Genomic DNA, 12,884 nt, shown 5'->3' on the forward strand with positions numbered 1-12,884 from the left:
CTGGCGCCCGATTTGTCGGCGCCAACTTCATGATCGACGCAGGCGGGGCAGGCGGGGCAGGCGGGCCGGCGGGCAGGCGGGCAGGCGGGCAGGCGGGCGGGCGGGCAGGCGGCGGGGCGAGAGAGTCGGGGTGGTTACGGCTCGAACTTGTAGCCCAGGCCCCGGACCGTGACGATGTAGCGGGGCGCGGACGGTTCCGGCTCGATCTTGGAGCGCAGCCGCTTCACGTGCACGTCGAGCGTCTTGGTGTCGCCCACGTAGTCGGCGCCCCAGACCCGGTCGATGAGCTGCCCCCGGGTGAGCACCCGGCCGGCGTTGCGCAGCAGCAGCTCCAGCAGCTCGAACTCCTTGAGCGGAAGCTGGACGCTCGCGCCCTCCACGGTCACCACGTGCCGCTCGATGTCCATCCGGACCGGGCCGGCGGCCAGCGTCGGCGCGCCCGACTCGCTCGCCTCGGTGCTCTGCCGGCGCAGCACCGCCCGGATCCGGGCGACCAGCTCACGGGGCGAGTACGGCTTGGTCACGTAGTCGTCGGCGCCGATCTCCAGGCCGACCACCTTGTCGATCTCGCTGTCCCGGGCGGTGACCATGATGATCGGGACGTGCGACCGCTGGCGGAGCTGGCGGCAGACCTCGGTGCCCGACATCTCCGGCAGCATCAGGTCGAGCAGCACGATGTCGGCGCCGGTCCGGTCGAACTCGGTGAGGGCGGAGGTGCCGGTCGCGGCGACCGAGACCTCGAACCCCTCCTTGCGGAGCATGTAGGACAGGGCGTCGGAGAACGACTCCTCGTCCTCGACCACCAGTACGCGGCTCAACGGGTGTTTCCTTTCCTGTGGTCAGACCTGCCGGAGCTCGGCCGGGCCGGCCTCGATCCCAGCGGAGGCGAGTGTCGCCTCCAGGTCGTCCGGGGGGCGGGCAGGCAGCCGGAGGGTGAACGTCGAGCCCCCACCAAGGGTGCTCGACACATCCACCCGACCGCCATGGTTGCTGGCGATGTGTTTCACGATGGCCAGCCCCAGGCCGGTGCCACCGGTCGCCCGGGAGCGGGCCTGGTCGGCGCGGTAGAAGCGCTCGAAGATCCGGTCGACGTCGTTCGGGGCGATGCCGATGCCCTGGTCGGCCACCGCGATCTCGACGTGTTCGTCGGTGGCCCGCGTGGTCACCCGGACCGTGGTGTCCTCGGCCGAGTAGGTGACCGCGTTCTCCACCAGGTTGGCCACCGCGGTGGCGAGCTGGCTGTCGCTCCCGTACGCGGTCAGGCCCCGCTGCCCGGCCACGACGATCTCCACCCGGCGGGCGGTGGCCGCGGTGCGGGTCCGGTCGACCACCTCGGCGAGCACCCAGTCCAGCGAGACCGGCTCGGGTGGGGGTTGGGGTTCGGCGCCTTGGAGCCGGGTCAGCTCCAGCAGCTCCTGCACCAGCCGGCCGAGCCGGGTCGACTCGTGCTGGATCCGCTCGGCGAACCGCCGCGCGGCGATCAGGTCCTCGGACAGGCCGGGCCCGTCGTCGACGGCCGGCTCGGTGGCGTCCACCAGCGCCTCGGCGAGCAGTTGGAGCGCGCCGATCGGGGTCTTCAGCTCGTGGCTCACGTTGGCCACGAAGTCGCGGCGGACCCGGGCCAGACGGTGCGACTCGGTGACGTCGACCGCCTCGATCGAGATGAAACCGGCGCCGAGTCCCATGGCCCGCAGGTGCACGCCGAGCGGGTTGTCACCGGCGCTGTCGCGACCTCGGGGCAGGTCCAGCTCGATCTCGCGACGCACGCCCGTGCGGCGGACCTGACCGGCCAGCGTACGGATCAGCGGGTGCGCCGCGATCGAGCCCGGTGTCGCCCCGGCCCGGAGCAGGCCCATCGCGCGGGCCGCCGGGTTCACCAGCACCGGCACGTCGTTCGGGTCGAGCACCACCACGCCGGCGCGCAACGAGTCGATCGTCTTGCGGCCGAGCCCGGAGAGGCCCCCCTGCGCTTCGTCCGGAATCGTCGGCCTCCCTGCGTCACGGCGGGCGGTCCCGCCGCCCCGCGACGCCCACCGGCGCCGCCACTGCCCCACCGGCCCGGACAGCATCGACCCGGCGACCAGTCCGGTCACCAGCGCCACGGCCACCGCGATGGCCACTGCCCACTCCACCCGGCGATCGTAGGGTCATTGTTAACCCAGGGATCGGTCAGAAAGGGATGAATCACTCTCGCTTCCGGGAATGTTCACCCACGGGTCCCGCGTCGTTCATCCGCGTTCACCCTGGTGCCGGCCGTCCGGCCTACCGTGGGGCGCGCACCTGCTCATGCCGTACCCGAAGGAAGTGACGATGCGCGACGAGTTCCGGGCCGACCTGCAGATTGTCAGCCAACTGCTGGTGGACATGGCCGAGGCGGTGCGCGCGGCCATGCGGCAGGCCACCAGAGGGCTGCTCACCGCGGACCGCGTGGCGGCCGAGACGGTGATCGCGCGGGACGCCGAGATCGACGATCTCTACCGGCACGTGGAGGAGCGGGTCTGCGACCTGCTGGCGCGGCAGGCCCCGGTCGCCTCCGACCTGCGGGCCATGATCACCGCGTTGCACGTGGCGGCCGACCTGGAGCGGATGGGCGACCTGGCCGACCACGTGGCCAAGACCGCGTTGCGCCGGCACCCCTCCCCCGCGGTGCCGGCCGAGCTGCGGCCGGTCTTCACCGACATGGCCGGTATCGCGGACCGGATGGCCGAGAAGATCGGCGCGGTGCTGGCCAAGCCCGACGCGGACGTCGCCGCCGAACTGGACCGCGACGACGACGCGATGGACGACCTGCACAAGAGCCTGTTCGGCGTGCTGCTCGGCGACGACTGGCCGTACGGGGTGGAGACCGCGATCGACGCGACGCTGCTGGGCCGCTTCTACGAGCGCTTCGCCGACCACGCGGTGAACGCCGGAGAGCACGTGGTCTACCTGATCACCGGCTCCTCGTCCGCCTGACCCAACCCGCACCGGGGGGCGGAAGGGGCCCCTTCTCAACAGGGGAGTGTTGAGAAGGGGCCCCTTCTCTACCAGAGGCGTTAGCAAGGGGCCCGGCCTTACATCAGCGGTCAGCGGCCCTGGTTGGCTACGGCGGCGGCAGCCGTCTTGGCCGCGTCGGGGTCCAGGTAGGTGCCGCCGAGCACCTGGGGGCGCAGGTCGGCGTCCAGGTCGTAGCGCAGCGGGATGCCGGTCGGGATGTTCAGCTTGGCGATGGCCTCGTCGGAGATCTGGTCGAGGTGCTTCACCAGGGCGCGCAGCGAGTTGCCGTGCGCCGCCACCAGCACCGTCCGGCCGGCCAGGATGTCCGGCACGATCGAGTCGTACCAGTAGGGCAGCATCCGGTCGACGACGTCCTTGAGGCACTCGGTGCGCGGCATCAGCTCGGTCGGCAGCAGCGCGTACCGGGGGTCGCCGACCTGCGACCACTCGTCCGCGTCGTCGATCGGCGGCGGCGGCGTGTCGTACGACCGGCGCCAGAGCATGAACTGCTCCTCGCCGTACTCGTCCAGGGTCTGCTTCTTGTCCTTGCCCTGGAGCGCGCCGTAGTGGCGCTCGTTGAGCCGCCACGACCGGCGCACCGCGATCCAGTGCCGGTCGGCGGCGTTCAGCGCCAGCTCGGAGGTGCGGATCGCCCGGCGCAGCAGGCTGGTGTGCACCACGTCCGGCAGCAGGCCGTGCTCACGGAGCAGTTCGCCGCCGCGCCGCGCCTCGTTCTCGCCCTTCTCGGTCAGGTCGACGTCCACCCAGCCGGTGAAGAGGTTCTTGGCGTTCCAGTCGCTCTCGCCGTGCCGCAGCAGGACCAGCGTCCCGATGGTGGGCCCTTCGCTCGCAGTCATGCCGATCATCCTGCCGTACCGGCCCGGTGGACACGCGGGGACCGGTGGTGACGACCACCACGTGGAAATGCGGGTGACCGGCGTTCCGGCAGGCCACTAGGTTGTAAGGCATCCAAGTTTGATCGGTCATTACCAACGGGGGCGTCGGGGATGCGGACGGTACAGGGCTGGTTCCGGGACACGGCGGGCGGCTTGCCGCGTTCCTTCTGGTACCTCTGGACCGGCACGCTGATCAACCGGCTCGGCTCGTTCGTGCTGATCTTCCTCGCCATCTACCTGACCCGGGAGCGGGGCTTCTCGGCGGTCCAGGCCGGCCTGGTGATCGGCCTCTGGGGCGTCGGCGGCGCGATCGGCACCACGGTCGGCGGCACACTCACCGACCGCTGGGGGCGACGGCCCACGCTGCTGACCGCGCACCTCGGCGCGGCCACCATGATGGTCGGGCTCGGCCTGGCCCGCCCGCTCTGGGCGGTGGCCGCGGGCGCGCTGCTGCTCGGCCTGTTCGCCGAGGCGGCCCGCCCGGCGTTCGGCGCGATGATGGTCGACGTGGTGCCGGAGAAGGACCGGCTCCGCGCGTTCTCGCTCAACTACTGGGCGATCAACCTCGGCTTCGCCTGCGCCGCCGTGCTGGCCGGCCTCGCCGCCCAGGCCGGGTACCTGCTGCTCTTCCTGGTGGACGCGACCACCACGCTGGTCACCGCGCTGATCATCTTCACCCGGGTCAAGGAGACCCGGGTCGCGCTGACGGTCGTGGTCGCCAAGGGCGCGGTGGTTCCGGCCGGCGCGCTGCGCACCATCCTCCGGGACCGGGTCTTCCTCGGCTTCGTGGCGCTCAACCTGTTCGCCGCGCTGGTCTTCCTCCAGCACATCTCGATGCTGCCGATCGCCATGGGCGACTCCGGGCTCAGCCCGGCCACCTACGGCTCGGTGATCGCGCTCAACGGCGTGCTCATCGTGGTCGGGCAACTCTTCGTGCCCCGGCTCATCTCCGGCCGCAGCCGGTCGCACGTGCTGGCGTTGTCCGCGCTGATCATGGGCGTCGGGTTCGGGCTGACCGCGTTCGCGGACACGGTCTGGCTCTACGGCCTCACGGTGCTCATCTGGACGCTCGGCGAGATGCTCAACTCGCCGTCCAACGCCACCCTGATCGCGGAACTGTCGCCGGCCGCGCTGCGCGGTCGCTACCAGGGCGTGTTCTCCCTCTCCTGGCAGCTCGCCGGCGCCAGCGCGCCGATCCTCGGCGGCCTGCTCCGGGAGCAGGCCGGCAACACCGCGCTGTGGCTGGCCTGCGCCGCGATCGGCGCGCTGACCGCGATCACCCACCTGATCTCCGGCCCGGCCCGGGAACGGCGGGCCGCCCAGCTCCGCGCCGCCGGCACCCCGGTCGCGCCGGTCACCCTCACCCGCACCCCGGCGCCGGAGTCGGCCGAGGCCGCGGCGGCGTCCCCCGCCGCGCCGGTCCGAGCCGGTTCCTGAGTACGCCCGCCCGCGCCCGCCGCCGACGCGGTCGCTACCGTGTCGGAAGAAATCAGTAAGGAAACCTTCCTGGAGGACGGGTGCACGGCCTACGGCGCTGGTGGGACGACACGGCCGGCGGGCTGCCCGCCACCTTCTGGTACCTCTGGTCCGGCCTGCTGATCAACCGGGCCGGCGCGTTCGCGCTGCTGTTCCTGTCGCTCTACCTCACCGCCGCGCGGGGCGCCTCGCCGTCGCTGGCCGGGCTCGTCGTCGGCGCCTACGGGATCGGCGGCGCGGCCGGCACGCTGCTCGGCGGCGTACTGGCCGACCGCTGGGGCCGGCGGGCCACCCTGCTCGCCGCCCACCTCGCCGCCGCCGGGCTGATGGCCGCGCTGGCGTTCAGCCGGCACCTGGCGGTGATCGCCGTGCTGGCCACGCTGGTCGGGGTGGCGCACTCGATGCCGAGCCCCGCGTTCGTGGCGGCCATCGTGGACGTGGTGCCGGAGGCCCGCCGGTCCCGCGCGTTCAACCTCCAGTTCTGGGCGTTCAACCTGGGCATGGCGGTCGCCTCGCTGCTGGCCGGGGTGCTCGCCGAGGCGAGCTTCCTGGCGCTGTTCCTGGTCGACGCCGGGGCCACCCTGGCGGCGGCGGTGGTCATCGCGCTCAAGGTGCCGGAGACGCTGCGTCACCGCCCGGCGGTGACCCCGGAGGCGGTGGTGGGGCGGCGACCCGGACTGCACACCGCGCTGACCGACCGCACCTTCCTCACCTTCGTCGCGCTGACGTTCCTGCTGGCGGTGCTGACCATGCAGACGTCGACGATCATGCCGCTGGCGATGCGCGCGGACGGCCTGCGCCCGTCGGCGTACGGGCTGGTGGTGGCGCTCGGCGGGGCGCTGATCGTGGCCGGGCAACTCTTCGTGCCGCGGCTGATCGAGCCGTACCGGCGCTCGACCGTGCTGGCCGTCTCGACCGGGCTGATGGCGCTCGGCTTCGGCACGCTGACCGTCGCCGACGGGCTGCCGCTCTATCTGGGGGCGGCGGTGGTCTGGACCGCCGGGCAGATGCTCGCCGCGCCACCGAACGCGCAGATCAACGCGGATCTCGCGCCACCGGAGCTGCGCGCCCGTTACCAGTCGGTGTTCTATCTGACGTTCCCGGCGGCGTCCTTCGTGGCGCCGGCGCTCGGCGGGCTCAGCCTGGAGCGGCTCGGCGACCGGCACTGGCTGGTGGTGGGCGGGCTGGGCCTGCTGGCCGCCGCCGGCCACCTGATCGCCGGGCCGCCACGGGAACGCCGGGTCGCCGCGCTGCGGGCCGCGTCCCGACCGGTGGCCACGATCCGCCGGTGAGAACGGCCGAGCGCCCACCCCGACCCCCGTCGAGATGGGCGCTCGCACCGTACGCCCGGCGGCGGCGGGCGACACTCACCCCCGTAAGCGTCGCCCGCTCGCGCCGCCGGTTTCCCCGGGCGGCACCGTCCCCCAACGGTGTGCTCCGCCCGATCTTCGCGTCGCGCCTGCGCGGATCTGATCGATCCGCCGCTCCCCCGAACGAAAACAAGCGGGACGCGGTGCAATAAAGTTAGTTCGCCCGGATTCCGGATTCAACCCGGATCGCTGTCTTACCCGTCACAGCACCCGTGTCGGGAATCCGGCTTCCCTGCTGCGGCCTCCCGGGGTGGCCAACACGCGGATTCCCGCCGGCCATTCCCGTAAACCTCAGCCGTCCTCGCGATTCGGGTTCTCGGTACGGAAGAAGTTGCTCTGCCGGCCGTCCCGCAGCTGCTCCTGGTAGATCAGATTGAGCCGCCGTGAGTCGAACGTCCGGAACCAGGCGTCCCAGGTGATCTCCCGGAGCCGGCTGCTCTCCCGGTAACCCGGCAGGTTGAACGTCAACACGCCGGGCCGGTCGCCCCGCTCGGTGCCGGCGATGGTGGCCGGTTTCGCGCCCCGGGCCCGCGCCCAGCGCTGGATCACCTCGTGGTTGCGGGTCACCAGGCTGCGCCCCGGGCGCTCCGGGCGGTCCGCGAGAGACGTGATGAGCTGGGACGATCCGATCGACCGACTGGACGCCGGCCCGCGCGTCGGCGCGGCCTGCGCCCGTGCCGGAGCCGACTTCCGTGTCGGCGCCGCCTTCGCCCGGGAGGGCACTGCCCCGGTTCGCGCCGGTGTCGCCTTCGCGCGGACGGGAGCCGCCTTCGCGCGGGACGGGGTCGCCTTCGCGCGGACGGGGGCCGCCTTGCGCGTACCCGTCGCCTTGGCCCGGGCGCCGGTGGCCCGGGTGGCCGGCGCGGCCTTGGCCGCGGAGGTGGCCGTCCGGCGGGCCGGCGTGGTCTTCCGGGCGGCGGTCTTCTTCGCGGCGGTGGTCTTCTTCGCCGCCGCCGGCCGACCGGCCGGGCCGGTGCTCCGCCGGGCCGCGCCGCCGCGCCCCTCCGCGCGCATGGTGCGCGCGAGCGTCCTCACCAGCTCCGGCTTGCGCAGCGTGGAGGTCCCGGAGACCCCGCGCCGGCGGAGCTGGCCCCGGATGTCGTCGACCTTCATCCGGGAGATCTCGGACTCCGACACCTTCGGGGTGTTCGGCGTCCGGTTACCGGTGTGCCGCTTGGTCCGGGTCGCGGTCGTGCCGCGACCTGAGCTGTTGCGCTGAGCCATGGGACACGCTCCTCGACAGTCCGTCCTCGGCGCGCGGCGGGTCCCGATGCTCCGCACCGCGCGAGGCGGCATACCCGTCAGGCGGGCCCTGAACCTCCGGCGGCCGGGCCGGCCGGGGTCGACGGCTCGAAGAGGTGGGCGAACGCGGCCAGGTTGGCGGTCGACTCGCCGCGCTTCACCCGCCACTCCCACTCCCGGCGGATGGCGGTCCCGAAGCCGATCTCCAGCATGCTGTCGAACGACTCGTCGGCATAGGTCAGCACGGAGCCGAACAGGCGGTCCAGCTCGTCGGCGTCGAGCCCGGCCAGGTTGACCCGGCCGGTCAGGTAGACGTCGCCGACCGCGTCGATGGAGAACGAGACACCGTACATCCGCGCGTTGCGCTGCAACAGCCAGGCCCACAGCTCCTCGCGGCGCTCGTCGGGCTGGCGCATCACGAACGCCTCGATCCGCAACGCGTGCTCGCCGACGATCAGGTTGCAGATCGTCTTGAGCTTGTGCGTGCCCGGCAGGGTCACCGCGTACGACGCCTCGCCGGTGGACTCCCACTCCAGCTCGCGCTCCGCGCAGACGGCCTCGATCAGCGCGGCGACCTCACTCGTACGGCTCATCGCGTCCACTCTACGGTCGGCCGGGCCTCCTCGCCCGACGGGCGGTCACCAGGAGCAGCTCAGCGCCGGGTCGCCGAGCCGGCCGGCCAGCCGGGCCCGGTGCTCGGTGATCGCCTCCCCGTAGACCGCGAGCAGCCCGGCGACGGTCCGGTGCCAGGAGAAGTCGCGGGCGTGCCGCTCGGCGCCCCGGGCCAGCACGGCGCGACGCCTCCGCTCGGGCAGCAGGCGGGCCAGGGCGTCGGCCCAGTCGACCGGGTCGTGCCCGTCGATCAGCATCCCGCTGACGCCGTCGCGTACCGCGGTGACCAGCCCGCCCACGGCGGCGGCCAGTACCGGCGTGCCGCAGGCCTGCGCCTCCAGCGCGACCAGCCCGAACGACTCGTTGTGCGACGGCACCGCGACCAGGTCGGCGGCGCGGTAGAGCGCGGGCAGGTCGTCGCCGGTCCGGGGCGGGAGGAAGCGGACCCGGTCGGCCACGCCGAGCGAGTGGGCCAACTCGATCAGCGCGGTGGGCCGGTCCAGCCCGCTGCCGCTGGGGCCGCCGCAGATCACCACCGTCAGCTCGTCGGCGAGTGCCGGATCCCGTTCGCGCAGCGCGGCGACGGCGCGGACCAGCACGTCCGGGGCCTTGAGCGGCTGGATGCGGCCGACGAACGCGACCACGTACCCGTCGACCGGCAGGCCGAGCCGGCGGCGAGCGGCCCGGGTCGCGGCCTCCCGGTCACCGGCGGCCGGGCGGAACCGGTCCAGGTCCACGCCGGGCTCCACCACGGCCACCCGGTCGGGGTCGGCGGCGTACCTGTCGAGCAGGTCGCGGGCCTCCACCCGGGTGTTGGCGATGAGCCGGTCCGCCTCGGCGACCACCTGCTCCTCACCGATCACCCGGGCCTTCGGCTCCGGCCGGTCCCCGGCCGCCAGCCGGGCGTTCTTGACCTTGGCCAGGGTGTGCGCGGTGTGCACCAGCGGGACGCCCCAGCGCTCCTTGGCCAGCCAGCCGACCTGGCCGGAGAGCCAGTAGTGCGAGTGGATCAGGTCGTAGTGGCCGGGCGGGCGGGCCGCCTCGGCACGCAGCACGCCGGCGGTGAACGCGCAGAGCTGCCCGGGCAACTCCTCCTTGGTCAGCCCTTCCAACGGCCCGGCGGTGACGTGCCGGACGGTCACCCCGGGCGCCATCTCGACCACCGGGGGCAGGTCACCGGCGGTGGCCCGGGTGAAGATCTCCACCTCGACGTCGGCCTCGGCCAGCCGCCGGGCGACCTCCAGGATGTAGACGTTCATGCCGCCCGCGTCGCCCGTGCCGGGCTGGTGCAACGGCGAGGTGTGCACCGACAGGGTGGCGATGCGACGCGGCCGGGGCCACGGCAGGGCACCTCGCTGACGACCGACACCGGTGTGCACATCCGCCACGTCCGCTCCCTCTGTCACGGTTGATGCCGTCCCGCACGACCGGCGCCTCTCGGTCAACCCGTACGCCGGGTGTCATCTTCCCCATCGGGGTTCGGAAATGCCTGTCGCGGGTTCCCGGGCGTGACGGACCTCATCACGTCGCGGGCCGCGACGGCGGGAGAGAATGACCGGATGACCTCAGTCGCCATCGTCACCGGAGCGTCCAGCGGGATCGGCGCGGCCACCGCCCGCCGACTGGCCGCCGAGGGTTTCCACGTGCTGGCCGCGGCGCGGCGTACCGACCGGCTGGCCGCGCTGGTCGCCGAGATCGAGGCGGCCGGCGGCACGGCCACCGCGGTGGCGTGCGACGTGACCTCGGACGAATCCGTCGCCGGCCTGGCCGCCGCCGCGGACGCCGCGCCCGGGCCGGTCACGCTGCTGGTGAACAACGCCGGCGGCGCGCGCGGCCTGGACCCGGTCGAGACCGCCGACATCGGTGACTGGCAGTGGATGTACGACGTCAACGTGCTCGGCACGCTGCGGGTCACCAAGGCGCTGCTGCCCGCGCTGGAACGCTCCGGCGCCGGCACCGTGGTGATCGTCAGCTCGACCGCCGGGCACGTCGTCTACGAGGGCGGTGGTGGCTACACGGCGGCCAAGCACGCGCAGACCGCGATCGCCGGCACGCTCCGCCTGGAGTTGTGCGGCCGGCCGGTCCGGGTGGTCGAGATCGACCCGGGCATGGTGCGGACCGAGGAGTTCGGCCTGGTGCGGTTCGACGGTGACGCGGAGCGCGCCGAGGCGGTCTACGCCGGGGTGGCCGAGCCGCTTGTCGCCGACGACGTGGCCGACTGCGTCGCCTGGTGTGCCACCCGCCCGCACCACGTCAACGTCGACCGGCTCGTGGTCCGCCCGCTGGCCCAGGCCGCGCAGCACAAGGTGCACCGGGTCTAGCGTGAAGCGCGAGGAGTGAGCCGGGTCTGCGAGCCCCGCAGTCGCGAACCGGGGAGGCGCTGATGAAGCCCCTGGGCGTCGTCACCCGGGGCACGACGAACCCGAACCGGCTCCGGCGGGTGGACAACTGGATCGTCGGGGCCTGCGGCGACGCGCTCCGCGCCGCCGCCGACCCGCTCGTGGTGGACCTCGGCTACGGCGCCACCCCGGTCACCCCGGTCGAGCTGCGGGCCCGGCTCGCGACCGGCGTCCGCGCGGACGTGCGGGTGGTCGGGCTGGAGATCGATCCGGTACGCGTGGCCGCCGCGCAGCCGGCCGCGGACCCGCCCGGGCTGACGTTCGCCCGGGGCGGCTTCGAGCTGGCCGGGTTGCGCCCCGCCCTGGTCCGGGCGTGCAACGTGCTGCGCCAGTACGACGAGAGCGAGGTCGCCGACGCCTGGCGCACGATCACCGGGCAGCTCGCGCCGGGCGGGCTGCTGGTCGAGGGGACCTGCGACGAGCTGGGCCGGCTCGGCGCCTGGGTGCTGTTGGACGCCACCGGCCCGCGCACGCTCACGCTGGCCGCGAAGCTGACCACGCTGGAGAGCCCGGCGTCGCTCGCCGAGCGGCTGCCGAAGGCGCTGATCCACCGCAACGTGCCGGGTGAGCGCGTGCACGAGCTGTTCGGCGCGCTGGAGCACGCCTGGCGCTCGGCCGCCGGCTACGCCCCGTTCGGCCCCCGCCAGCGCTGGCTGCGCACCGTGGCCGCCCTGAAGGAGGCCGGCTGGCCGGTCCAGGACCGCCCCCGAGCCTGGCGCCACGGCTACCTGACCCTCCCCTGGCCCGCCATCGCCCCCACCGACGGGGTCAGATGGTGCAGTTGATCAGGACGGGCTCGGGGTGGAGGGGGACGCCGAAGTGGGCGTGCACGCCGTCGCGGATCTCCCGGGCCAGCGCCACCAGCGCGGCGGTGCTGGCGGTGCCGGACCGGTTGGTGAGCGCCAGCGTGTGCTTGGTGGAGATGGCGACGCCCTCCGGGCCGGCGTACCCCTTGCCGAAGCCGGCCTGCTCGATCAACCAGGCCGCGCTGATCTTCACCACGTCACCGGCGCCCGGCCAGGCCGGCGGCTCACCCACGCCCAGGTCGGCCGCGCGCGCCCGGAGCAGCTCGTACGCCTCGCGGTCGAGCACCGGGTTGGTGAAGAACGAGCCGACCGACCAGGTGTCCGGGTCGGCCGCGTCGAGCACCATGCCCTTGCCGGCGCGCAGTCGACGCACGGTGGCCCGGGTGTCGGCCAGTGGCGCCCGGTCCCCCACCTCGACGCCGAGCGCGCGGGCCAGCTCGGCGTAGCGGATCGGGGCGGACAGCGGCGAGCGGGTGAGCCGGAAGTCGACCGAGAGCACCACCCAGCGGTCGCTGTACTTGAAGATGCTGCCCCGGTAGGCGAACCCGCAGTCGGCCGCCGGGATGTGGACCACCTCGCGGTGCGCGCGGTCGTACGCCTCGACCGCGACGATCGTGTCGGCGACCTCCTGGCCGTACGCGCCGACGTTCTGGATCGGCGTCGCGCCGGTCGAGCCGGGGATGCCGGAGAGGCACTCCAGGCCGGCCCAGCCGCGCTCGACGGTGGCCGCGACCAGCTCGTCCCACGGCTCGCCGGCGGCCACGCGTACCGTGACGGTGTCGCCGTGCTCGGCGACGACCGTGAGGCCCCGGGAGCGGACGAGCACGACGGTGCCGGGGAAGCCCTGGTCGCCGATCACCACGTTGCTGCCGCCGGCCAGCACCAGGACGGCCTGGTCGCGGGCCTCCGCCGCGCGCACCTTCGCCACCAGATCGGCGGCGTCGCCGGCGATCTCCAGCCGCCCGGCCGGGCCGCCGAGCCGCAGCGTGGTGTAGCGCGCCAGGCTGGCCGGATCGGTCGGCCCGGCGGCGGTCGTCGGTTCGGCGTAGACGTCTGGCACGCCTTTCACCCTAGGCTGAGGGGTAGCCGTGGCACCCACTGGTGGCC

General features: G+C 73.6%; 12 protein-coding genes. 5 read left to right on the plus strand and 7 right to left on the minus strand.

From position 1 onward, the window contains the following. Positions 1 to 134 precede the first annotated feature (134 nt). Together OG767_RS29325 and OG767_RS29330 are read right to left on the minus strand one after the other, a co-directional pair. Complete coding sequence (locus tag OG767_RS29325; protein ID WP_405091361.1) at positions 135 to 818, minus strand: response regulator; 684 nt, start codon at positions 816 to 818, stop codon at positions 135 to 137. A gap of 21 nt (positions 819 to 839) precedes the next feature. Next, entirely contained in the window at positions 840 to 2,120 is a 1,281-nt protein-coding gene (locus OG767_RS29330; protein WP_405094342.1) for a sensor histidine kinase, read from the minus strand. Positions 2,121 to 2,310: 190 nt separating this feature from the next. Here OG767_RS29330 and phoU point away from each other — a divergent pair, with 190 nt between their 5' ends. Further along, positions 2,311 to 2,955 carry a phosphate signaling complex protein PhoU gene (gene phoU / locus OG767_RS29335; RefSeq protein WP_281938341.1) on the plus strand — a complete coding sequence of 215 codons (645 nt, stop codon included), beginning with the start codon at positions 2,311 to 2,313 and terminating at the stop codon, positions 2,953 to 2,955. Between the two features lie 110 nt (positions 2,956 to 3,065). Here phoU and OG767_RS29340 read toward each other — a convergent pair whose 3' ends face one another. Next, positions 3,066 to 3,833, minus strand: a complete 768-nt coding sequence (locus OG767_RS29340) for a phosphoglyceromutase (RefSeq protein WP_405091362.1) — start codon at positions 3,831 to 3,833, stop codon at positions 3,066 to 3,068. Positions 3,834 to 3,983: 150 nt separating this feature from the next. On the opposite strand from OG767_RS29340, the gene OG767_RS29345 reads away from it, so the two are divergent. Together OG767_RS29345 and OG767_RS29350 are read left to right on the plus strand one after the other, a co-directional pair. Beyond that, entirely contained in the window at positions 3,984 to 5,309 is a 1,326-nt protein-coding gene (locus OG767_RS29345) for an MDR family MFS transporter (protein WP_405091363.1), read from the plus strand. Positions 5,310 to 5,389: 80 nt separating this feature from the next. Next, a complete protein-coding gene (locus tag OG767_RS29350; protein ID WP_405091364.1) occupies positions 5,390 to 6,640 on the plus strand; it encodes an MFS transporter in 1,251 nt (416 codons plus the stop codon). A 369-nt stretch (positions 6,641 to 7,009) separates the two neighbouring features. On the opposite strand, the gene OG767_RS29355 is transcribed toward OG767_RS29350, so the two are convergent. From OG767_RS29355 to mshA, 3 genes are all read right to left on the minus strand, one after another. Next, the gene (locus tag OG767_RS29355; protein ID WP_405094343.1) at positions 7,010 to 7,831 is read right to left on the minus strand and encodes a hypothetical protein; all 822 of its coding nucleotides are present in this window, start codon (positions 7,829 to 7,831) and stop codon (positions 7,010 to 7,012) included. A gap of 188 nt (positions 7,832 to 8,019) precedes the next feature. Continuing rightward, complete coding sequence (locus tag OG767_RS29360) at positions 8,020 to 8,553, minus strand: YbjN domain-containing protein (RefSeq protein ID WP_357300155.1); 534 nt, start codon at positions 8,551 to 8,553, stop codon at positions 8,020 to 8,022. A gap of 45 nt (positions 8,554 to 8,598) precedes the next feature. Then, entirely contained in the window at positions 8,599 to 9,960 is a 1,362-nt protein-coding gene (mshA, locus tag OG767_RS29365; protein ID WP_405091365.1) for a D-inositol-3-phosphate glycosyltransferase, read from the minus strand. A gap of 171 nt (positions 9,961 to 10,131) precedes the next feature. On the opposite strand from mshA, the gene OG767_RS29370 reads away from it, so the two are divergent. Further along, entirely contained in the window at positions 10,132 to 10,893 is a 762-nt protein-coding gene (locus tag OG767_RS29370) for an SDR family NAD(P)-dependent oxidoreductase (protein WP_405091366.1), read from the plus strand. Between the two features lie 62 nt (positions 10,894 to 10,955). Next, complete coding sequence (locus OG767_RS29375) at positions 10,956 to 11,756, plus strand: class I SAM-dependent methyltransferase (protein WP_405091367.1); 801 nt, start codon at positions 10,956 to 10,958, stop codon at positions 11,754 to 11,756. Here OG767_RS29375 and OG767_RS29380 read toward each other — a convergent pair. Then, positions 11,740 to 12,780 carry a UDP-N-acetylmuramate dehydrogenase gene (locus OG767_RS29380; RefSeq protein ID WP_405094344.1) on the minus strand — a complete coding sequence of 347 codons (1,041 nt, stop codon included), beginning with the start codon at positions 12,778 to 12,780 and terminating at the stop codon, positions 11,740 to 11,742. The two genes, OG767_RS29375 and OG767_RS29380, sit on opposite strands and share 17 nt — an antisense overlap. Positions 12,781 to 12,884: the final 104 nt, after the last annotated feature.

It is taken from the genome of Micromonospora sp. NBC_01392, assembly GCF_045040125.1.
Classification (GTDB): Bacteria; Actinomycetota; Actinomycetes; order Mycobacteriales; family Micromonosporaceae; genus Micromonospora.

What these genes read in the sequence shown, in the direction of transcription:
- phoU (WP_281938341.1), top strand. Translation starts at nt 2,311, where the DNA reads ATGCGCGACGAGTTCCGGGCCGACCTGCAGATTGTCAGCCAACTGCTG.
- OG767_RS29340 (WP_405091362.1), bottom strand. Translation starts at nt 3,833, where the DNA reads ATGACTGCGAGCGAAGGGCCCACCATCGGGACGCTGGTCCTGCTGCGG.
- OG767_RS29345 (WP_405091363.1), top strand. Translation starts at nt 3,984, where the DNA reads ATGCGGACGGTACAGGGCTGGTTCCGGGACACGGCGGGCGGCTTGCCG.
- OG767_RS29355 (WP_405094343.1), bottom strand. Translation starts at nt 7,831, where the DNA reads ATGAAGGTCGACGACATCCGGGGCCAGCTCCGCCGGCGCGGGGTCTCC.
- OG767_RS29360 (WP_357300155.1), bottom strand. Translation starts at nt 8,553, where the DNA reads ATGAGCCGTACGAGTGAGGTCGCCGCGCTGATCGAGGCCGTCTGCGCG.
- OG767_RS29370 (WP_405091366.1), top strand. Translation starts at nt 10,132, where the DNA reads ATGACCTCAGTCGCCATCGTCACCGGAGCGTCCAGCGGGATCGGCGCG.
- OG767_RS29375 (WP_405091367.1), top strand. Translation starts at nt 10,956, where the DNA reads ATGAAGCCCCTGGGCGTCGTCACCCGGGGCACGACGAACCCGAACCGG.